This window comes from Arthrobacter sp. P1_D4 (genome assembly GCF_056406115.1).
Genome location: NZ_JBFUAU010000021.1, coordinates 25,881 through 47,044 on the forward strand (window position 1 = coordinate 25,881; position 21,164 = coordinate 47,044).

The 21,164-nt window shown below is 67.2% G+C and carries 16 protein-coding genes; 10 read left to right on the forward strand and 6 right to left on the reverse strand.

Annotated elements, in window-relative coordinates; all coding sequences use genetic code 11:
* Positions 1–10: 10 nt before the first annotated feature.
* Positions 11–214: a cold-shock protein gene (locus AC1D0A_RS19060; RefSeq protein WP_009357211.1), complete on the forward strand. Its 204-nt coding sequence runs from the start codon at positions 11–13 to the stop codon at positions 212–214.
* A 137-nt stretch (positions 215–351) separates the two neighbouring features.
* Here the strand turns inward: AC1D0A_RS19060 and AC1D0A_RS19065 are convergent, their stop codons facing one another.
* Complete coding sequence (locus AC1D0A_RS19065) at positions 352–2,328, reverse strand: APC family permease (protein WP_476946545.1); 1,977 nt, start codon at positions 2,326–2,328, stop codon at positions 352–354.
* A gap of 416 nt (positions 2,329–2,744) precedes the next feature.
* Between AC1D0A_RS19065 and AC1D0A_RS19070 the strand changes: the two genes are divergently transcribed.
* The 7 genes from AC1D0A_RS19070 to AC1D0A_RS19100 are packed head-to-tail and all read left to right on the forward strand — an operon-like array spanning position 2,745 to position 12,528.
* Positions 2,745–2,843, forward strand: coding sequence for a potassium-transporting ATPase subunit F (locus AC1D0A_RS19070; protein ID WP_018775954.1), 99 nt, complete (start codon positions 2,745–2,747; stop codon positions 2,841–2,843).
* 7 nt (positions 2,844–2,850) lie between these two features.
* On the forward strand, positions 2,851–4,518 hold the full coding sequence (kdpA, locus tag AC1D0A_RS19075) for a potassium-transporting ATPase subunit KdpA (RefSeq protein WP_476946546.1): 1,668 nt from the start codon (positions 2,851–2,853) through the stop codon (positions 4,516–4,518).
* Complete coding sequence (kdpB, locus tag AC1D0A_RS19080; RefSeq protein ID WP_476946547.1) at positions 4,515–6,653, forward strand: potassium-transporting ATPase subunit KdpB; 2,139 nt, start codon at positions 4,515–4,517, stop codon at positions 6,651–6,653. Before kdpA ends, kdpB begins: the two co-directional genes overlap by 4 nt.
* Before the next feature lie 10 nt (positions 6,654–6,663).
* Positions 6,664–7,293, forward strand: coding sequence for a K(+)-transporting ATPase subunit C (gene kdpC / locus AC1D0A_RS19085; RefSeq protein ID WP_476943357.1), 630 nt, complete (start codon positions 6,664–6,666; stop codon positions 7,291–7,293).
* Positions 7,294–7,305: 12 nt separating this feature from the next.
* Entirely contained in the window at positions 7,306–9,984 is a 2,679-nt protein-coding gene (locus AC1D0A_RS19090) for a DUF4118 domain-containing protein (protein ID WP_243181417.1), read from the forward strand.
* Entirely contained in the window at positions 9,981–10,655 is a 675-nt protein-coding gene (locus AC1D0A_RS19095; protein WP_243181416.1) for a response regulator, read from the forward strand. Before AC1D0A_RS19090 ends, AC1D0A_RS19095 begins: the two co-directional genes overlap by 4 nt.
* A 40-nt stretch (positions 10,656–10,695) precedes the next feature.
* A complete protein-coding gene (locus AC1D0A_RS19100) occupies positions 10,696–12,528 on the forward strand; it encodes a sensor domain-containing diguanylate cyclase (RefSeq protein ID WP_476946548.1) in 1,833 nt (610 codons plus the stop codon).
* Here the strand turns inward: AC1D0A_RS19100 and AC1D0A_RS19105 are convergent.
* Positions 12,525–13,658: an acyl-CoA dehydrogenase family protein gene (locus AC1D0A_RS19105; protein WP_243181414.1), complete on the reverse strand. Its 1,134-nt coding sequence runs from the start codon at positions 13,656–13,658 to the stop codon at positions 12,525–12,527. The genes AC1D0A_RS19100 and AC1D0A_RS19105 overlap by 4 nt on opposite strands.
* 363 nt (positions 13,659–14,021) lie before the next feature.
* Here AC1D0A_RS19105 and AC1D0A_RS19110 point away from each other — a divergent pair, with 363 nt between their 5' ends.
* Positions 14,022–15,767 carry an AMP-binding protein gene (locus AC1D0A_RS19110; RefSeq protein ID WP_459383688.1) on the forward strand — a complete coding sequence of 582 codons (1,746 nt, stop codon included), beginning with the start codon at positions 14,022–14,024 and terminating at the stop codon, positions 15,765–15,767.
* A gap of 2 nt (positions 15,768–15,769) precedes the next feature.
* The gene (locus tag AC1D0A_RS19115; protein WP_028277447.1) at positions 15,770–16,276 is read left to right on the forward strand and encodes a MarR family winged helix-turn-helix transcriptional regulator; all 507 of its coding nucleotides are present in this window, start codon (positions 15,770–15,772) and stop codon (positions 16,274–16,276) included.
* Positions 16,277–16,946: 670 nt separating this feature from the next.
* On the opposite strand, the gene AC1D0A_RS19120 is transcribed toward AC1D0A_RS19115, so the two are convergent.
* The 4 genes from AC1D0A_RS19120 to AC1D0A_RS19135 all read right to left on the reverse strand — a co-directional run bounded on the left by AC1D0A_RS19120 (position 16,947) and on the right by AC1D0A_RS19135 (position 20,457).
* Positions 16,947–17,324, reverse strand: a complete 378-nt coding sequence (locus AC1D0A_RS19120) for a hypothetical protein (protein ID WP_243181411.1) — start codon at positions 17,322–17,324, stop codon at positions 16,947–16,949.
* Between the two features lie 819 nt (positions 17,325–18,143).
* Positions 18,144–18,998: an anti-sigma factor gene (locus tag AC1D0A_RS19125; protein ID WP_476946549.1), complete on the reverse strand. Its 855-nt coding sequence runs from the start codon at positions 18,996–18,998 to the stop codon at positions 18,144–18,146.
* Entirely contained in the window at positions 18,985–19,557 is a 573-nt protein-coding gene (locus tag AC1D0A_RS19130) for an RNA polymerase sigma factor (RefSeq protein ID WP_243181409.1), read from the reverse strand. The genes AC1D0A_RS19125 and AC1D0A_RS19130 overlap by 14 nt, the downstream gene beginning before the upstream one ends.
* A 183-nt stretch (positions 19,558–19,740) precedes the next feature.
* Positions 19,741–20,457, reverse strand: coding sequence for a DUF4397 domain-containing protein (locus tag AC1D0A_RS19135; RefSeq protein WP_243181408.1), 717 nt, complete (start codon positions 20,455–20,457; stop codon positions 19,741–19,743).
* Positions 20,458–21,164 lie beyond the last annotated feature (707 nt).

Here is a 21,164-nt window from a genome sequence, read left to right on the forward strand (position 1 = left end):
GGATAAAGGCATGGCTACAGGCACAGTTAAATGGTTCAACGCCGAAAAGGGTTTTGGCTTCATTGCCCCGGATGACGGGTCGGCCGACGTTTTCGCCCACTACTCGGCAATCGCTACCAGCGGCTACCGCTCGCTGGACGAGAACCAGAAGGTTGAATTCGACGTCACGCAGGGCCCGAAGGGCCCGCAGGCTGAGAACATCCGCCCGCTCTAAGTACTCCGGAAAAAGCCCCGGCCGCCTGGCCGGGACACTTTCCCCGAAGACCACAAACGCCCCTCCGGAGGATTCCTCCGGAGGGGCGCTTGTGTTCGAGGCGTTGGTGGCCGCCCCCCCTGCCACCGGGCGTGGTCTCAGCCGACGTGGACCCACGGACGCCGGGTGACGTCCGGCTCGGCCTCGCGCAACACTTCGCGCGTCACCGGGGCGATCTCGCCTTCGCCGAAAGCCAGGAACCGCAGGAGGTTGGTGAACGGGTTTCCCTCCGTCCAGCGGAAGTAGATGTGCGGCATCAGCCCGGTGACGTCGCGGATGTGCAGCAGCACGGAGGCGATCGTGTTCGGAACAACAGGCCCGTGGACCTCCAGGATCTGGTACCCGTGCCGGCTGACCCCGCGGACCTCGAGCGCGGTCTCGAAGTCCGAGGAGTCGTCCACCACGACTTCGAGGAACAGCGCCTGGGAGTCCAGCGGGAGGTGGCTGACCTCGATCGCGGACGTGAGCTTGTCCAGGTACGCCTGGGCAGTGAGCCGCAGCGGCTCATGGGCGATGATCGCGATGGGTCCGGATTCATTGGCGGCCAGGAATTCCAGGGCCGGGGTGTCCATCCGCACATGCGTGGCATGGAGCTCGAAGGAGCGCCGGATGCGCGAGAGCAGGGAGATCACGATGATCCCGATGATAAAGAACGCGGCGATCCGGATGCCTTCGGGCCGCTCGAAGATGTTGGCCACCGTGGTGTAGATGAACACGACGGCGATGATGCCGAAGCCGATGCTGCGCTTGCGCTGCCGGTGGCTTCGTGCGGACAGCGTCACGGCAATCGCCGCCGACGTCATCAAAACCAGGACGCCGGTGGCGTAAGCGCCGCCCTGGGCGTCGACGTCGGCGTCGAACAGCCAGGTGATCAGGAACCCCACAAGGGTGAACACCAAAACCAGCGGCCTGACCGCCCGGGCCCATTCCGGAGCCATGCCGTACCGGGGCAGATAGCGCGGCACGAGGTTCAGCAGCCCGGCCATGGCGGAGGCGCCGGCGAACCACAGGATGGCGATGGTGCTCAGATCGTAGACGGTGCCGAATCCGTTTCCCAGGTATTCGTGCGCCAGATAAGCCAGTGCCCGGCCGTTCGCCTGGCCGCCGGGCTGGAACTCCTGCGCCGGGATCAGGACCACTGTGGTGAAGCTCGTGGTGACGAGGAACGCGCTCATGATCAGGGCCGCCGTCGTCAGCAGCCGGCGCGCACCCTTGATCCGGCCCTGGGGGTTCTCCTCGGTGTCCGTGGCGTGGCCGCGGATCTGCGGCATCACGGCGACGCCGGTCTCGAAGCCGGACAGGCCCAGGGCCAGCTTGGGGAACACGAGCAGCGCGATGCCCACCACCATCAGCGGGCTCCCGTGCTGGGTGGTCAGGGCCAGCCACCAGTTGTCGACCGCCACCGGGTGCTGCAGGACCTCGATGATCGTTGTGATGACCACGACGACGTTCAGCCCGAGGTAAATGCCCACCAGGACGACGGCGACGCCGATCGCCTCCTTGAAACCGCGCAGGAACACCGCGGAGAGCAGAGCCAGCAGGAACAGCGTGACGGCGACGTTCTGGCCCTGCATCCACTCGGGGGCGAGGGGGTTCTCGATGGCGTGGGCGGTCGCGTCCGCGGCGGAAAGCGTCATGGTGATCATGAAGTCGGTGGCGGCGAAGCCGAGCAGCACCAGGACCAGGAGTTTCCCGCCCCAACGTGGCAGCAGCCGCTCCAGCATGGCGATGGACCCTTCACCGCGCGGGCTTTCGCCGGCCACCCGGCGGTACACCGGCAGTGCACCCAGCAAAGTCACGGCCACCAGGACCAGGGTGGCCAGCGGCGAAATCACGCCGGCCGCGAGCGCGGCGATGGCGGGCTGGTAGCCCAGGGTGGAGAAGTAGTCCACGCCGGTCAGGCACATGACCTGCCACCACGAGTGCTTTTTCAGGTGGCTGTCGCTCACGGCCCCGGGCCCCTGGTGGATTCCCTTGGCGTCTTGGAGGCCGAACAGCAGCCAGTTCCTGAAGTGTTCCCCGGCGCCGGGCCGCGGCGCGGAGGGGTCTGCCGGGGGCCGGCTGAGGGTGGTCATGATGTCCTTTCCACGCGGCACACCGCGCCGCTTCCGTCCGAGACGCTACCAGCCCCGGAGGCCGCCGCTACCGTCCGGCGAACAATCCTGATGGTTCCTTAACGCGGCCCTCAAACCGGCGCTTCGGGTGCCCGTCCGGGTTCCCGCGCGTCGCCGGCCTCGCCGGACCCGCCACCGCTAATGCGGCATCAAGATCCAGGCCGCAACCATCAAGGAAGCGTTAAAACCGCCGGTTCGGGCCGGCGACGGGGTTTGACTGGAGCTGTCTCCCAACGGGGACACCGAGGAAAGGAATGCCCAATGGCTGATTTGGCTGTGATCGGAATCCTGATGCTGTCGATGGGATTCGTAATGTGGATCGGCCACGTCCTGGCCGGGATGGTCGGCAGTGCCGATGACCGGCCGGAGGGTGGCAAGTGAGCGCCGATGCGGTGATGTGGCTCGTTCTGTTGCTGGCAGGGCTGTGCCTCTTCGGCTACCTGCTGGCCGTCCTGATCCATCCGGAAAAGTGGTGACCGGATCATGACCTTCAACCCTGCGTCCTTTGCTGTCCAGGTGGCGGCGCTACTCATTGTCCTGGCGGCCATGCACAAGCCTCTGGGCATCTACCTGGCCCGGGTTTTCGAGGGCACGACGTCAGCCCGGCCCGAGCGCCTCTTCTACCGGCTGGCCGGGGTCGACGCCGGCACCGAGCAGACCTGGCCGGTCTACCTGCGCAGCGTCCTGGCGTTCTCGGCCGTCTCGATCCTGGCCGTGTTCGGCCTCCAACGGCTGCAGGGCGTCCTGCCCGGCAGCGGTTCGCTGCCCGGTGTCGACCCGTGGGTGGCCATGAACACCGCTATTTCCTTTGTGACCAACACGAACTGGCAGACCTACGTCCCCGAGACCACGGTAGGCATCTTCGTGCAGATGTGTCTGCTGGCGGTGCAGAACTTCCTCTCCGCCGCCGTCGGCATCGTGGTCGCCGTCGCCCTGATCCGGGGCATTGCCCGCACCAGGACGCAGCGCCTCGGCAACTTCTGGGTGGACCTGACCCGGACGACCTTCCGGGTCCTGCTGCCGATCGCGTTCGTCGCGGCCCTGGTCATGGTCCTAGGCGGCGTCGTGCAGAACTTCTGGCCCACCGACGTCACCAACCACGCGGCCGGGATCAGCCAGAGCATCCCCGGCGGGCCGGTCGCGTCCCAGGAAGCCATCAAGGAGCTCGGAACCAACGGCGGCGGCTACTTCAACGCCAACTCCGCCCACCCGTTCGAGAACCCCAACGCCCTCATCAGCTTCTTCGAGGTGTTCCTGCTCCTGCTCATCCCCTCCGCCCTCCCGTATGCCTTCGGCCGGATGGTGGGCGACCAGAAACAGGGCTACACGGTGGCCGCGGTGATGGGCACCCTGTGGCTGGCATCGGTTTCGCTGATGGGCTGGGCCGTCGCTGCCGGCCAGGGAACCGCGACGGCGGCGGCCGGTGGCCTCGGCGAAGGCTTCGAACAGCGCTTCGGCCCCGTGCCCAGCGCGATCTTCGCCGCATCCACCACCCTGACCTCCACCGGCGCCGTCAACACCGCCCACGATTCCCTGCCGCCGCTGGCCGGCGGCGTGGCCATGGTGAACATGATGCTCGGCGAAGTCGCCCCCGGCGGAACCGGCTCCGGGCTCTACGGCCTGCTGATCCTGTCCATCATTTCCGTCTTCATCGCCGGCCTCATGGTCGGGCGCACCCCGGAGTACCTGGGCAAGAAGATCGGACCGACGGAAATGAAACTCGCCGCCATGTACATCCTCGTCACCCCGACCCTGGTCCTCGCCCTGGCTGGCATCACCGTCCTGCTCCCGGACATCATGGCCAACGCACCCGCCACCGGCCCGCACCAGTTCAGCGAAGCGCTTTACGCCTTCACCTCCGGGGCCAACAACAACGGCTCCGCGTTCGGCGGCATCACCACGTCGGGCCCATACCTTTCGGTCATGATGGGCCTGGCGATGCTGCTGGGCCGCTTTCTCCCGATCGTCCTGGTGATCGCCCTGGCCGGCTTCCTCGCCCGTCAGGGCAAGGTTCCCGCCTCCGCCGGCACCGTCCCCACCCACGGCCTCCTGTTCGGCTCGCTGCTGCTCGGCGTGACAGTGATCCTGACCGCCCTGAGCTACTTCCCGGCCCTTGCCCTGGGCCCCCTCGCAGAAGGACTCCTCAAATGACCCGGTCCCACACGGCGTTAGCCACGGACACCGACGCCCTGACCTACGCCGACGGAAACCCCCTCGGCACCCCCGGCGAGCACAAGCACCACACCAAGGCCCCGGCAAAACTCACGTTCGCGTCCGTCCTCGCCGCCCTGCCGCTCGCGGTGCGCAAACTCTCCCCGCGGCAGATGGTCCATTCCCCGGTCATGTTCACCGTACTGGCGGGGGCCGCCCTGTGCACCGCGATCTCGGTGTACCGGCCGTCCGTGTTCGGCATCGCGGTCACAGCCTGGCTGTGGCTCACCGTCCTCTTTGGCACGTTGTCCGAATCCATCGCCGAGGGCCGGGGCAAGGCCCAGGCCGACAGCCTGCGCGCCAGCCGCAAGGGCGTCCAGGCCCGGCTCCGCCAGCCCGACGGCACCACCCGGGACGTCCCCGGCACGGAGTTGCGTCTCAATGACGTGGTGATCTGCGAGGCCGGGGACGTCATTCCCTCGGACGGCGAAATCATCGAAGGCCTGGCCAGCGTCGACGAATCCACCATCACGGGCGAATCAGCCCCGGTGATCCGCGAATCCGGAGGTGACCGGTCCTCCGTCACCGGCGGCACGAAGGTCCTCTCGGACCGGATTGTCATCCGCATCACCGCCGAGCCGGGCCAGACGTTCATCGACCGCATGATCAAGCTGGTCGAGGGCGCCGTGCGGCAGAAGACCCCCAACGAAATCGCCCTCCACGTACTGCTGGTGTCCCTGACCATCGTCTTCCTGGCCGTCACCATGTCACTGGCACCGTTCGCCGCCCTCGCCGGCGCCACGCCGTCCCCGATCGTGCTGGTCGCACTGCTGGTCTGTCTGATCCCCACCACCATCGGGGCCCTTGTCCCGGCCATTGGCATCGCCGGCATGGACCGGCTGGTCCAGCACAACGTGCTCGCCACCTCCGGCCGTGCCGTGGAAACCGCCGGAGACATCACCACCCTGCTGCTGGACAAGACCGGAACCATCACCTACGGCAACCGCCGCGCCGTCAATTTCTTCCCCGCCGATCATGTGGACCGGACCCAACTCATCGAAGCGGCCCGGGTCTGCAGCCTGGCCGACGAAACCCCCGAGGGGCGCTCCATCGTGGACCTCGCCGCGGACAAGGGCGTGACCGGGGCCGATCTGACCACGCTCGAACGCAGCTCCGACGATTTCGCCGTGGTCCCCTTCAGCGCCAGCACGCGCATGAGCGGGTTGGACCTTGACGGCCGGCAGATCCGCAAGGGCGCCGCCTCCACCGTGGGGGCCTTCGTTGCCGAGTACGGCGGGCACTCCCCGGCGGAGGTCGAGCACCGGGTCACGGAAATCTCGGCCCAGGGCGGCACACCTCTCCTGGTCGCCCAGGTGGGCAAGGACGGCAGCGCCGACGTCCTTGGAACCATCCACCTCGCCGACGTCGTCAAACCCGGCATGCATGCCCGCTTCGCCGAACTGCGGCAAATGGGCATCCGGACCGTCATGATCACCGGCGACAACCCCATCACCGCCAAGGCGATCGCCGCCGAGGCCGGCGTCGATGACTTTCTGGCCGAAGCAACCCCGGAGGACAAGCTCGCGGTCATCAAGAAGGAGCAGGCCGCAGGCCGGCTCGTGGCCATGACCGGGGACGGCACCAACGACGCCCCGGCGCTGGCCGCCGCGGACGTGGGCGTCGCCATGAACTCCGGAACCCCCGCCGCGAAGGACGCTGCCAACATGGTGGACCTCGACTCCGACCCCACCAAACTCATCAACATCGTCGGCATCGGCAAGCAACTGCTCATCACCCGCGGCGCCCTGACCACCTTCTCGGTCGCCAACGACGTCGCCAAGTACTTCGCGATCGTCCCGGCCCTTTTTGCCGCCGCCTTCCCGGGGCTAGGGCTGCTGAACATCATGGGCCTGGCCACCCCGTCTTCAGCCATCCTGTCCGCGGTGATCTTCAACGCCCTGATCATCATCGCGTTGGTTCCGCTCGCGCTTCGGGGGGTCAAATACCGTGCCGTCTCCGCCAACCAGGCACTGGCCCGGAACCTGCTGATCTACGGGCTCGGCGGCCTGATTGCACCCTTCATCGGCATCAAGATCATCGACCTGTTGATCTCCCTCATCCCAGGAATCGGCTAGGAAAATCCCTATGAACACTCTCGCTGGCTACCTCCGGCAGGCAGGCACGGCCCTTCGGTTCTTGCTCTTCGCCACCCTGGTCCTCGGCCTTGCGTACCCGCTCGCCGTCTTCGGAACCGGACAACTGATCGCCCCTTACCAGGCCAACGGCTCCATCCTCAAAGACAGCGCCGGCGCCCCGGCCGCGTCCGCCCTGATTGTCCAGGCCGCGGCCAACGATTCCGGTGTCCAGGACCCCCGCTGGTTCCACGCCCGCCCTTCGGCTGCGAAGTGGGATCCGGCGTCGTCCTCGCCGTCCAACCTGGGCCCCAACGATTCGAAACTGCTCGAGGCCGTGACCGCCAACCGGTCCGCCGTCGCCGCGGCTGAAGGCGTGGATCCGGCAACGGTGCCCGCCGACGCCGTGACCGCCAGCGGTTCCGGACTGGACCCGGACATTTCACCCGAGTACGCCAGGGTTCAGACGGCGCGGGTGGCGGCAGCGAACGGCCTGGGCGCCGACGCCGTTGCCTCCCTGGTGGAGCAGCACACCAGCAGTGGGTTAGTCGCGTTTCTCGGCCAGCCGTCGGTCAACGTGACTGCCCTCAACCTCGCCGTGGCGGCGGCCGCACGGCCGTCGCAGCCGGCACAATCCAAGTGAGAGAATGACGGCATGGCACGTGGAACGCTGCGGATCTTCCTGGGCGCCGCGCCGGGTGTGGGCAAGACCTACGAGATGCTCGAAGAAGCCCACCGGCTCGGCAAGCGCGGCGAGGACGTCGTCGTCGCGTTCGCCATGGACCACGGCCGCAGCGAGACGCGGGCGCTGCTGGAGGGACTCGAAGTCATCCCGCCCAGGAGGCTGCCCTACCGGGACACGGAGTTTGAGGAGATGGATCTTGACGCGGTCCTGGTCCGGGCGCCAGGGGCCGCGGTTGTGGACGAATACGCCCATTCCAATGTCCCGGGCAGCCGGAATCCCAAGCGTTGGCAGGACGTTGCCGTGCTCCTCGACGCCGGCATCAATGTTCTCTCCACGGTCAACATCCAGCATCTGGCGTCCTTGGGGGACGTCGTCAGCGCCATCACCGACGTCCGCCAGGCGGAGACGGTGCCGGACGACGTTGTCCGCCGAGCGGATCAGATCCACCTCGTGGACATCTCCCCCGAGCTGCTCCGCCAGCGCCTGGGCGACGGCAAGATCTACGCGGCCGACAAGATCGACGCGGCCCTCTCGAACTACTTCCGGCTGGGCAACCTCACGGCGCTGCGCGAACTTGCCTTGCTGTGGCTGGCCGACCGGGTGGACGAGGGCCTCGCCAAGTACCGGGCCGAACAGGGCATCGATGAAAGCTGGCCAGCCCGGGAGCGGATCGTCGTCGGGCTGACCGGCGGCCCGGAAGGGGAAGTCCTGATCCGCCGGGGGGCCCGCATCCTCAACCGGGTCAACGGCGGGGACCTGCTGGCGGTCCACGTCCGTGCCGCTGACGGCGTTGCCGGCGAATCCCCCCAGGCGCTTGAGGCCCAGCGCCATCTCATCCTGGACCTGGGCGGCAGCTACCACATCGTGACCGGGGAGGATCCGGCCGCCGCCCTGCTGGACTTCGCCCGCAGCGTCAACGCGACCCAAATCGTCGTTGGCATCTCCCGGCACAAGAAGATCGCCGGGCTGATCGGAAACCTCCTCGGCGGCGGAGTAGGCACCCGGGTAGTCCGCGATTCAGGCGACATCGATGTCCATATGGTCTCCCACCCCCTCGGCGGCCGCGGAACCCGCCCGTCACGGCAGCGCGACTTGGGCCGGGTCCGGGTCGCCGTCGGGTTCGGCTTTGCGGTGCTGCTCCCGGTGGTCCTGCAACTCTTGCTGTCGCTCCTGAACCCGGAGCGGAACGTGGCCGCGGCCATGCTGGTCCAGCTCACCGGTTCAGTGGCGGTGGCGCTGATCGGCGGATTGTGGCCGGCCATCCTGGCCGCACTGTGGAGCAGCCTTCTGGTGAACTACTTTTCAACCCCGCCGTTGGGCAACCTCACCATCAGCGATCCCCAGAACTTCCTGGCCCTGCTGGTGTTTGTGGGCGTCTCAGCCGCCGTTGCCGTTGTGGTGGACCTATCGGCCCGCCGCTCCAAAGAGGCCGCGCGGGCCCGCGCCGAAGCCACGACGCTCGGTGACCTGACGCGCAGTGCCGTCGGCTCGGATGACACGGTTCAGGCATTGCTGGAGCAAGCCCTGAGCGTCTTCCAGGTGCGCGGTGCTGCTGTTTTCAGCCTTGGCTACGGCCTCGCGGACGGCGACAGCGGCGCAGGACCAGACCGGCGATGGCAACTTCAGGCCGCCGTGGGAGAAATTCCGGCCCTGCCCGCCGGCGCGCCAGGGGACGATGCCACCGGCGACAACGTCGAAGAAATCGACGCTTCCACGCGCCTGGTGCTCTTCGGACGGATTCTGCCGGCCAGCGACCGACGTCTCCTCGGCGCGTTCGGTGTTCATCTGGCGGCCCAGCTGGAACGCCAGCAGTTGGTGACCAGCCGGCGGGAGATGCTGCGATTGGCCGAAAGCAACACGATGCGGACCTCCATCCTCCGCGCAGTCTCCCACGACTTGCGCACCCCCTTGGCCGGGATCAAGCTTGCCGTCGGCGGGCTGCGCCACGACGACGTCCATTACACCAAGGAAGAGGAACACGAACTGCTGGCAACGATCGAGGAGTGTTCGGACCGGTTGGACGCGCTGGTGGGCAATCTGCTGGACATGTCCCGGATCACCTCGGATGCCGTCAATCCCCTGCTCAAACCCGTGCGGTGGTACGAGGTCATACCGGGTTCCCTGAGCGCCGTCACCGCGGGCCGGGTGCGCGTGGACCTGCCTCCGAACATGCCGGAGGTCGATGCCGACCCCGGCATGCTGGAACGGGTGATTGCGAACATCGTCGAGAATGCCGTGAAATACGCTCCAGATTCGGACATCGTCCTTGTTGGGGCGGCTGGCGGCCTCAGCCCTGCGACTCTCGAAGGGCGCCCTGCCGGGGAGCTTCGGGTCATCGATCACGGCCGGGGAATCCCGGCGGAGAGCGTCCTGGAAATGTTCCGGCCCTTCCAGCGGCTCGACGACACCCCGCAAACCACCGGGATCGGGCTCGGGCTTGCGGTGGCGAAGGGGTTCACGGATGCCATGGGTGGCAGCCTGACCGCAGAAGCCACACCGGGCGGAGGGCTGACGATGATTATCCGGCTTCCGTTGTCCACGGGAACCCCATATGACGGGCACCGCGCCCAGGCCCCGTTCGAGCCCCGGTCGCTGGTGGCGCGCCGCGGTCATGCGCTGCCCCTTACGTCCGGACCGGACACCGCATGACGGCCGTCCTGGTCGTCGACGACGACCCGCACCTGTTGCGGGCCCTGCGCATTACCCTGCAGGCCCACGGCTACACCGTCACCACCGCCGTGGACGGGACCTCGGCGCTGCTGGCCGCCACCCAGAACCCGCTCTCACTCATCATCCTGGACCTCGGCCTGCCTGACATTGACGGGACCCGTGTCCTCAAGGAGCTGCGCGGGTTCAGCAGCGCGCCGGTCCTGGTGCTCTCCGCCAGGCACGGCTCCGAAGACAAAGTCGAGGCTCTCGACGCCGGCGCGGATGACTACATCACCAAACCGTTCGGCCTCGACGAGCTCCTGGCCCGGCTCCGGGCGCTGCTGCGCCGCAGCGTCGAACCGGAGCGCGAAACAGTGGTCAGGACCGATGCCTTCACCGTGGACTTGGCCAAGCACCGGGTGACCAGGGACGGCGCGGACGTCCGACTTACCCCCACGGAATGGAAGATTCTGGAGGTTCTGGTCCGCAATCCGGAAAAGCTCATCACCCAGCAGCAGCTGCTCTCCAGGGTCTGGGGTCCGGCCTACGCCAAGGAGACCAACTACCTCCGGGTTTACATGGCGCAGCTGCGGCGCAAGCTGGAGCCGGATACCGCCAGCCCGCGCCATCTGCTCACCGAGGCCGGCATCGGCTACAGGTTCATGCCCTGATGGTTTTCCGATGCCGCCGCCTGCAATGGATACTGGGGCAATGACTAATCGCAGCCCGCTGAACAGGGACGATGCCGGTCCGTCGCCACTGCCTGAGATTCCGGCGCAGCTGCGGGCTGTCCTGAACGGAATCCCGGCACTCGTGGGCTATTGGGACACGGGACTCCGCAACCGCCTGGCCAACGACGCCTACTGCGAGTGGTTCGGTTTCGCACCCCAGCAGCTTCACGGCATGCATGTCCGGGACGTGCTCGGCGAGACCGTCCTGAAGGCCAACCTGCCGCACATCGAGGGGGCGCTCGCCGGGAAGCGGCAGCAGTTCGACCGGACCCTGGTGGATGCCGCGGGCCAGTCCCGCTTCACCGAGGTGACCTACACCCCCGATACCCAGGACGGCGCGGTGCAGGGCTTCTTCGTCCTGGTCACGGACATCACCGAGCGTGTCCTGGCCGACCGGCGCCGGCAGCGGGACATGGACCGGTACCGCGCCCTGGCGCGGAGCGTCCCCGGCGTCTTCGTCCTCCTCTTCGACGCCGAGCTGCGCTACCTGATCGCCGAAGGCCAGGAGCTGGAGACCTTCGGCTACCGCAGGGAAGAGCTCGAAGGCCAGCGCATCCAGGACGTGCTCAAGGGCAATCTCGCCAGCGAGCTCGAGCCGCGCTATCTCGCGGCCCTCGCCGGCCGCGAGGTGTCCTGGAGCCGGCAGATCGGCCACCGCACCTACCGGCTGAACGCCGGGCCGGTCTACTCCGACGACGAGGCCGCGGCCGGCATGGTGGTGGCGGTTGATATCACCGAGCGCCTGCAGCAACAAAAGGTTTGGGAGGCTTTGCACGAGATAGCCACCGAAGTTGCCCGCAACGCGGCCCCCGCTGCCATCTCTGAGCGGGTCGCCGCGATTGTCCGCGACCTGTTCAACGTCGATTCCGCCGCCGTCGTCCGTTTCACGGGCGCGTCGTCGGCGGAAATCGTCGCCATGGCGCCGACGCTGCCGCCGACGTTGAGCCGGCGGCAGATCTTCGCCCCGACGGACGAGTCGGCCACTGTCCGGGTGGCCGTGACCGGCAAGCCGGCCCTGGTTCGCTACCGGGCGGAAGGTGGACCGGCAGCGGAGCAGATGCGCGCCGGCGGCTTCCAGTCCGCGGCGGCGGCGCCGATCCGGGTCGGCGGCAGCCTGTGGGGCGCCGTGAGCCTGACGTCGAAGTCGCGCACCGGGGTTACGGAGGCGATGATGGAGCGGCTGGCCCAGTTCGCGGAGCTCGTCGAGATCGCCATCGGCAACACGGAGGCCCGGACCGACCTCGAACAGCAGGCCACTACCGATGCCCTCAGTGGCTTGCCCAACCGACGGGCCCTGGAACGGCACCTCGCCGAGCATGTTGAGCTGGCCCTGAGCCGCGGGACAAGCCTGAGTGCCGTCGTCCTGGATATCGACCACTTCAAGAGGGTCAACGACACCCACGGCCACCTGACGGGCGACGTGGTCCTGGCGGAGGTCGCGGCCAGGCTCCGGGCGGTCGCCCGCGCCGAGGAGATCGTGGCCCGGTTCGGCGGCGAGGAGTTCGTCTGGCTGCTCCCGGCGACGGACGGCGCCGAGGCCCTGCGCGCCGCCGAACGCGCCCGCAAGGCCATCGCGTCCGAACCGTTCGGGGAAGTGGGTTTCCTGACGATCTCTGCCGGAGTCTGCGAGCACAGTGACGCCGCGGCCGGCTCGCTCCTGGACTGCGCGGACCGGGCCCTGTACGAGGCCAAGAACGGCGGCCGCAACCGCACGTCCCGCTACGGCCACGCCAGCCCGGCGGTTCAGCCTGCCACAGCCGGGCCGGCACAGAACGGGCAGGCACGGGACGGCGCTGGCACACTCGGAGCCTAGACGAAAGCGGACTTTCCCGTCACGGCCCGCGCCACGATCAGTGAATTGATTTCGTAGCTGCCCTCATAGGTATAGAGAATCTCGGCGTCGCCGAAGAGCTTGCCCATCTCATAGTCGCTGCTGATGCCGTTGCCGCCCATGAGGGACCGTCCCATCGCCACCGAGGCACGCGCCAGCCGCGTGGTGGTCGCTTTGGCCATGGCGGCCTGGACCATCTCGAGCTTGCCCTCTTCCTGGATGCGCGCGAGCTGGGCCATCAGGGCCAGGGAGGCGGTCGCGTTGCCCAGGATCTCGGCGAGCTGCTGCTGGATGAGCTGAAAGCGGGCGAGTTCCTTGCCGAACTGGCGGCGCTTCAGCGAATAGGCGCGCGCGACGTCGAACGCGGCCAGCTGGATGCCGGCACCCTGCCAGCCCACCCAGGCCCGCGAATCGCGCAGGAGCTCGTTGGCCTTGGAGAAGCTGGTGGCGCCGGGCAGCAGGTTGGCCGCCGGGATCCGGACCTCGTCGAGGACGATGTCCGCGTTCTGCATGATGCGCAGGCCGATTTTGTTGGCGATCTTCGTTGCGGTGTAGCCCGGACGGTCCGTCTCCACGATGAAGCCCTTGATGTGCTGGTCAGCGACGTCCCGGGCCCAAACAAGGGCGAAGTCCGCGATGGTGCCGGCGCCGATCCAACGCTTGGCGCCGTTGAGGACCCACTCATCGCCGTCCAGCCGCGCGGTGGTTTCCAGGCCGCCGGCGATGTCCGAGCCGTGGTCCGGCTCTGTCAGGGCGAACGCCCCGAGCTGGGTGAACGCGGTGAGGCCAGGGAGCCAGCGCGCCTTCTGTTCCTCCGAGCCGAGCTCGTCGATCATGCCGACGATCAGCTCGTTGTGGATCCCGACGAGCGCCGAGAGGGACACGTCGGCGCGCGCCACCTCGACATACATGAGCCCCTTGAAGAGCTTGGACGTGCCGTCCGTCTGCAGCCCGCCCAAACCGTATTTGCCGAGTTCGGCGAGCAGCCCGAAGGGAAACTCCTCGCGGTTCCAGTAGTCGATTGATGCGGCCCGGATCCGGGACTGCAGGAATTCCCGGACCTCCTGGTAGCGGAGCTGTTCGTCCGGCGGCAGCAGGTCCACGATGTACATGAGGTCGGCGTCGGGAAACGGCGGCTCCGCCGCAGCAACGGGGGCGGCGACCGCAGTAGCGGATTCGGCTGTGTCTGATCCCGCTCTGTCTTCGGCTCTGTTTTCGGCTCTGTCTTCCGCTCTGTTTTCGGCTGGCGCCGACGGTCCGCTGGCACGTCCTTGTGGCTGCACGGGCACGTATCCCTTCGTCATGCAACGCCTGCAGAGCAGCGTCGCCCTTCCAAACCCTTGGATGTCCTAGTATATTGCACAGTGACGGGGATCACTAGGCAGGCGCCGTGCCGGGCCGGTGGATCCCAGGCAACGGCGCCGTGCCACCGACCGCCCGGAACGGCAGCGCCAGAGGACTTCGAAAGGTGCACCATGACCGTGACTGAGGAATTCCGGGCCGCGCGAGACCGGCTGCTTGCCCTGCGCGGGGACTACGACGGCGCCCGCAACGAATTCCAGTGGCCCCGCTTTGAGGAGTTCAACTTCGCACTGGACTGGTTCGACCAGCTCGCCGCGGACCCGGCCAAGGCGGACAAGCCTGCGCTGGTGATCGTTGAACAGGACGGGTCCGCGACCCGGCGCAGCTTCGCTGACCTCTCCCGGCGCTCGTCCCAGGTGGCCAACTGGCTGCGCGGGGCAGGTGTGCGGCGCGGGGACCGGATGATCATCATGCTCGGCAACCAGGTGGAGCTCTGGGAACTGATGCTGGCCGGCATCAAGCTGGGGATCGTCATGATTCCCACCACCACACTGATGGGACCGGCCGACCTCCAGGACCGGGTGGAACGCGGCGGTGCGGCCTGGGCCGCCGTCGGCAGTGCCAACATCGCGAAGTTCGCCGACGTCGCCGGCCAGTACACGCTGATTGAAGTTGGCGCCAGCGCCGGGGACCCCGCCGCTGCCCAGGCCAATGCCCTGCAGTACTACGGTGCAGATGCTGCCGCGGCCGGTGCGGATTTCACCCCGGACGCCCCCACCCCGGCCGACGAGACGCTCCTGCTGTACTTCACCTCGGGCACCACGTCCAAGGCCAAACTCGTCGAACACACGCACACCTCCTACCCGGTGGGACATCTGTCCACGATGTTCTGGATCGGTATGGAACCGGGCGACGTGCACCTCAACGTGGCCTCGCCGGGCTGGGCCAAGCATGCCTGGTCCAATGTGTTCACCCCCTGGATCGCCGAGGCGTGCGTGTTCATTTATAACTACGAACGCTTCGACGCCAGGGCGCTCATGGAGCAGATGGACCGCGAATCCGTGACCAGCTTCTGCGCCCCGCCGACGGTCTGGCGGATGCTGATCCAGGCCGATCTCACACTGCTCAAGAATCCGCCCACCAAGGTGGTGTCCGCCGGCGAACCGCTCAACGCCGAGGTGATCGACCAGGTCCACCGCGCATGGGGGCAAACCATCCGGGACGGCTTCGGCCAAACCGAATCCACCGTGCAGATCGCGAACACGCCGGGCCAGCCGATCAAGATCGGCGCCATGGGCAAGCCGCTGCCCGGCTACGACGTCGTGCTTGTGGACCCCGCCACGGGTGAGGAGGCCGACGACGGCGAGCTCTGCCTGCGCCTCGACCCCCGCCCCGTGGGGCTCATGAAGGCGTACTACGGCGACCCGGACAAGACGGCGGAGGCTTTCCGTGACGGCTACTACCACACGGGGGACATGGCGAGCCGGGACGAGCGCGGCATCATCACGTATGTGGGCCGCGGCGACGACGTCTTCAAGTCCTCCGACTACCGGCTGTCCCCGTTCGAACTGGAGAGCGTGCTGATTGAGCACCCCGCAGTGGCGGAGGCCGCCGTCGTCCCCTCCCCTGACCCGCTCAAGCTGTCAGTGCCGAAGGCGTTTGTGGTCCTGGCCGCTGGCCACCAGCCGGGCCCCGAGCTGGCCGAAGACATCCTGCGGTACTGCCGGGAGCATCTGGCGCCGTTCAAAAGGATCCGCCGGCTGGAGTTTGCCGAGCTCCCCAAGACGATCTCCGGCAAGATCAGGCGCGTGGAGCTGCGGCACAGCGAGGAAGTGCGCCACGGCGGCGGGCCCGTCCCGGAAGGCCTCGGCATCGAGTACTCCGACTCCGATTTCCCCGGGCTCAAGGGGCAGGGCTGAACATGGGAACACCGCTGCCGCGAGATCCGATTGCCGACGCCCGGCTGAACTGGGAGCGCCACGGCTGGTCCGACGTCGCCGCCCCGATGGCCGCCATCACCGCCATCATGCGGACCCAGCAGATCCTGCTCGGCCGGATCGAGGCCGTGCTCAAGCCGTTCGGGCTCACGTTTGCCCGGTACGAGCTGCTCGCGTTGCTCAGCTTCGCCCGCAGCGGGGCGCTGCCCATGAACAAGGCGAGCGCGCTGCTGCAGGTCCATCCCACCTCCGTGACCAACGCTGTGGACCGGCTCCAGGAGGCCGGGCTGGTGATCCGCTCGCCGCACCCCACGGACGGCCGCACCACCCTGATCGAGCTCACCCCGGAAGGCCGCACCCTGGCCAAACGGGCGACGGCGGTGCTGAACTCCGAGGTCTTTGGCCAGTCCGGCTTCGCGGACCAGGACGTGGACCAGCTGATCCGGATCCTGGGCACATTCCGCCGGAACGCCGGTGATTTCAGCGGCTGACGCCCGGGTGCCGGGCGATCGGGAGCGTTCCTTCGGCGGTATTCCTTCGGCGGTATTCCTTCTGCCTGCCCGGCGTCAGCTTGAGACGAACCGGCGTTCGAGGATCTGCCCGGGCCATTCCTTGACCTTGATCGTTTCGGTGCGCCGGTAGCCGGCGGATTCGTAGAAGCGGACCAGGTCGCCCTAGCCTCCCCCATAGCAGTCAACCCGCAGGAGCGGCACACCCAAGCGCTTGGTCTCGTCATCCGCCAGCCAGGCGACAGCCTCGTCGAATAACGCCAGAACGGCATACGACTGGCCCCGCCATGAGGACTGTGACTCAGAGCGTGAGCACACCCTCGGGGTGTGGATCCACACCCAGCGGTACAAAAACCGCCGCAATGAACTGGACCCGGTGAAGGTCAAACTCCTGGACGCTGCCGCTCCCGGTTGGCAGGCCGGGAGGACCGGGGGCCGCCCGCGCCAGCGGTGATCTGGAAGGCCGCGCTTCCCGGGAGGCCAGCGGCCAGGACGTCACGCCGGCTAGTACCCTTAGAGTGGTTCTCCAGTCCCCCCAGCTTGGAGAACCGGGAGCCTCCGCGCTTGAGTCCCTGGATTCGCGCGGAGGCTTTCCTCATACTCCCGACCAAGACCGCGCTCAAAGTGCCATCAAGGGCCGGGCCGGCGCACGTCAGGCGGCCGGCACGGCGCCGCGGACTCCCGCGGCCGGCCGGCCGGGAAGCGGCGTGACCTTTTCCGGGCCCTGGTGTGAGATGAGTTGAGGACCGGCAGGTGCCTCGAGCACGGCGAGCGGGAGTTCGCGGTGGACCAGGTAATCGCACGCGGCCGGGCCGGTCATCCTCAGGCCCGGGCACCTGCGTCCACGGTATTCAATGTGGACATCGGCTGCGCGCAAACCTGCTCTGAACGCCCTGCCACTAACTGGTGCAAACCCTCCAAGCCCGCACCAGCTCAGATACAAGCCATACAGTTCCTCCACGCTGAGACCGCCGTCCGGATCCGGTGCGACGCACTCAGTGAGGAAATCTTCCAGTGGTGTCTTCGTCATCGTGGCCTCCTGCATCCTGGCGGCAAAGCCGCTCAAATGAAACAGCAACAGCATGAATGTGAAGCATGACCAACCCAGAAACACTAAAAAATCTAGAAGCACCAATCCCCACTGTCAACCAGATTTTCCGGAGCGAGCCAGGCCTGCCCGCACGGAGCCGTGGGGCAGTCCACAACCCTGAAGGAGAGCCGCAGCAAGGCCCGCAGGGGTTGTGCCCACTGGGGTCAGGTGGAGCCCTCCGCGCAGCTCAGGCTGTCCCCATTGGCGTGCAACCCGTTGATTGTCGGAGCCCTCCCCCATACTGAATCCAGCGGCTGAGAAGTATCGGTAATCCGTTGAGTAGCTTCTCAACGAATAGCCTCCGAATTCGCCCGGTTAGCGGTCCTCGGCGTCACCCAGAGCTGGTAGCGGACTACCTCCCGCCGGAAGATGAACCAGATCCCCGCCAACAGCAGCATCCCAACTCCAAGGTCCACACTGTTTCCCGTTCCCGTTGAATCGATCCCTGTCCCGGGTACCAATACGATGTACAGGCCAACGGAACCCAGGAGCGCGCACACTGCGAGACTTAGCTGCCGGTGCCGGGGACGCCAATTGGTGTGGCCCCACCGCAAGGAGGAGCGCTCCGCTAGAACCCGCCTGCCACAGCCAATGCCAAGAGCGATGCGCCGGACAGGACCAGCAGGGGTTCGTGCATGGAATCCTCTTCGAAGATACTGAGGCCAGACTACAAGTGGCCGACAACGGTTCTGAACGCTGGGACGGCGAGAAGCCCAGGGTAAAGATTCTTCCGGGGCGGACGGTCCGGCCCCCGCAGGGTCAGTTTTTCAGGTTGAGCTTTCCGCGGGCGATGCTGTCGGCGGAGTGGGCGGGATCCCCGTTGTACGGCTGATTGGAGATGTCGACGATGGGGTACTGGGCCAGGTCGATGCCGGCAGGGATGGTGAAGTTGCCGGATTCGTTGGCGAGGACGCCGAGGCTGACCATTTTGGTCAGGTCGGCGGAACCGACCCACACTCCCCGGAATCCGGTGATGTGGTCGTTGGAGAGCCGGATCATCAGTTGGCGGGTTCCATCCGGGAGTTGCTCCACCCGCGCGTCTCCGCTGCCGGTGTGCGCGGGCAGGGGGGACAGGGACGTTTGGGCGAGGACAATGGATGCTGGAGCCGTCTGGGTGGAGGAAGGGGACGGCGTGCCGGTGTGTCCGATGACTCCGGCGGCGACCCATCCGGCGGCCGTGCCGAGAATGATGCCGGCCGCGGCCGCCATCATCCAGAGTCCGGGACGGGCGGCCCGGTTTTTGGCGCTGGGCCGAATGGGAGCCGGTGCCGACGCTGTCTTGCTGCCATGGTTCAGGGGCGCTTGCGCCGTGGCCGGGTCGATGGCCGACCGCTCCGGAGGTGCACCGCGCGGTACGGAGTGCTGGTTCAGGGGATCCGTCGCCAGCGCCGGGGAGAGCCCGAGGGCCTGATGGATGGCGGTCCAGTTCTGGCTGCCGGGTTTTTCGAGTTCAACGCCTCGCGGGTCGAGGGTGGCAATGTGCACGGCGTGCCGCAGCCCTCGCAGGGTATCGCTGCACGTGGGGCAGCCGGCGAGGTGGGCGGCGTCGGCGTCTGTGCCTACGGGCTCGCCCAGGGCCAGCAGACTGAGAAGGTCCGCGTCAAGGTGTTCCATGTTCCACCTCCAGGCGGGTGCGCAAACGGGCGAGGCTGCGCCGGATGTGGCTTTTGACGGTGCCGAGCGGCAGGTTGAGGCGCGATGAGATTTGGTCGTGGGTCAGGTCTTCATAGAATGCCAGCCGCATTATTGCTTGCTGTGGGTCCCCTAATTTTTCCAGTTCTTCGTCCAGGGTTAGGCGGTCGGCGACCTCGTCGACGTCCCCCGCATCTGGCTGGGCGGCGGGGTCAACGACCAGGAGCGTGGCCGCTTGTTCGAGATGACGCTGGCGGGCGCGGGCGGACAACGCGTCGGAGATGGCATTGCGCGTGATCCCGATCAGCCAGGCTGGCAGCCGTGCCGCCTCAGGCCGGTAAGTGGTCCGTGATTTCCAAGCGCGGATGAAGACCTCCTGGGTGACGTCGTCGGCAGCGGCACGCTCTCCTAGGGATCTCAGCGCCAGCGTGTAGACCAGCGGACCAAACCGTCGGTATGCCTCCGCGAGGGCGCGTTCGTCGCCGCCGACAAATGCGCGATCGAGACCGGGGTCCCAGTCATGCGTTGCGGCAGCCTCCATCGGGCGCTCCTTTGAGCGATAAGCGGCCCTGTTGACCCACATTATGCCGCTAACGCGGGAGCTCCGCCACGGTCGAATGGCGGCGGTGGTCCGGGACGTCATTTCGCACGCCTGCCGGTGGGGCCGCAGTCGAAGCGGTCCCACCGGGCAAGAGGACGTGATGGCGGCACGAGCCCTAGGAGCCTACTCGTCGTCGCACTCGTCTCCTTGCGAGGCGGAGTCCACAACCTGTACGGCGACTTTGAGGTTCTTGGCGGCGAGGCTGCCCCAGGCGTAGACGATAGTGTTTTTCCCCTCGGTGATCCGGACGTTGGCCGGGCCGATCAGCGGGGACGTGGTTCCGGCCGCTGCGACCGACGCGGAGACAGTACCGGCCTTAAGGGTGAGGGTCTTTTGATGCGGGTTGGTGAGTTCTTTGACGACGGCGGTCCTTCCGGCGAGGACGTCGACGGCCGGGGCGGCGGCAACGTGCCGGACGGTCAGCTTGCCCTTTCCATCCGGGCTGGTCGAGGTGTCATTGGTGAAAAGTGTGGCCGTCGGTTTGCCGTTGGCGGCCAGGTGCGCGACCGCGGTGTAGTCCTGGCCTGCTTCCAGGTCGACCGTGACGGGGCCAATGACGGGGTTGGCCGCGCTGGTGGCGTTCGCCCCGGTGATGGCAATCTTGTGGTCTCCGTCGGGGACGTTCAACGGCCCGGCCACCTTCCCCGGCGTGAAGTTGTCCAGGGCGCGCTTGCCGTCGACCCAGACGTCCACGGTCAGGCCCGGGACGCCATGGAGGACGGACAGTTTCGCTGTGCCTTCGTCGTGGTGGTGCCAGGTGCCGGCCTGGGCGGGGGCAGCCAGGGTCAGTGCTGCCAGCAGCGTCATCGCTCCGGCGGCTGCAGTAAGTGTCTTGCGCATTTCCAACTCCTCATAAGGTGCCCGCATGGGGGCGGTGGTTGTGCTTACACCCTTACTACCGGCCAAAGCCCGTACCCGGATGCACCCGCATGGAAGTTTTTTAACGGACCGGCTGCCTGGCGCAGGGGTATGGTTCCGCGGTCCACAGCGTAACCGGGCTGATTTACCACGCGGGGGCACCCTGCCCGCGTCCGCTTCTACGATCGGACCTTGCATCGCACGCGGCGCGGAGGGTGCGGGCCGTCAGGACGGGGGAATTTGGGTGGAGGAGGCGGTGCCAGCGGTGTTCTAGTTGCTTGATGCGACGAAATCCGGCCCAGTTGGGGCCGGTTTGATCAGCTAGCCGATGCCACGCAGGGTGTGGAACTTGGGGGGCCGGCGGCGTTGGTCTTCCGCCGGAGATAGGAGATGTAGAGCTCGACGTTGTTGCCGCGCCGGTCGGGGTTTTCCGGGCCAGACGTGGTTCACGATTTCGGCCTTGCGCACGACGTTCCCGGGTATTCCATCAGCAGCTCCTTCTCCCCCACCATGTTCTTTTGCCTGCTGGCGGAGCATCGCGGAGCTGTGCCCGACGGAGCCCGCGCAACCCGAAGGGCAAGCACCTGATGGATTGCGGGGAGGAAATAAGCGCAGCGCCGACCACAACGCATCCGGTGCGCGGTCGTCCGCAGGACGGTTGCGCCCGTGTAGCGGGCACGTATGATCCA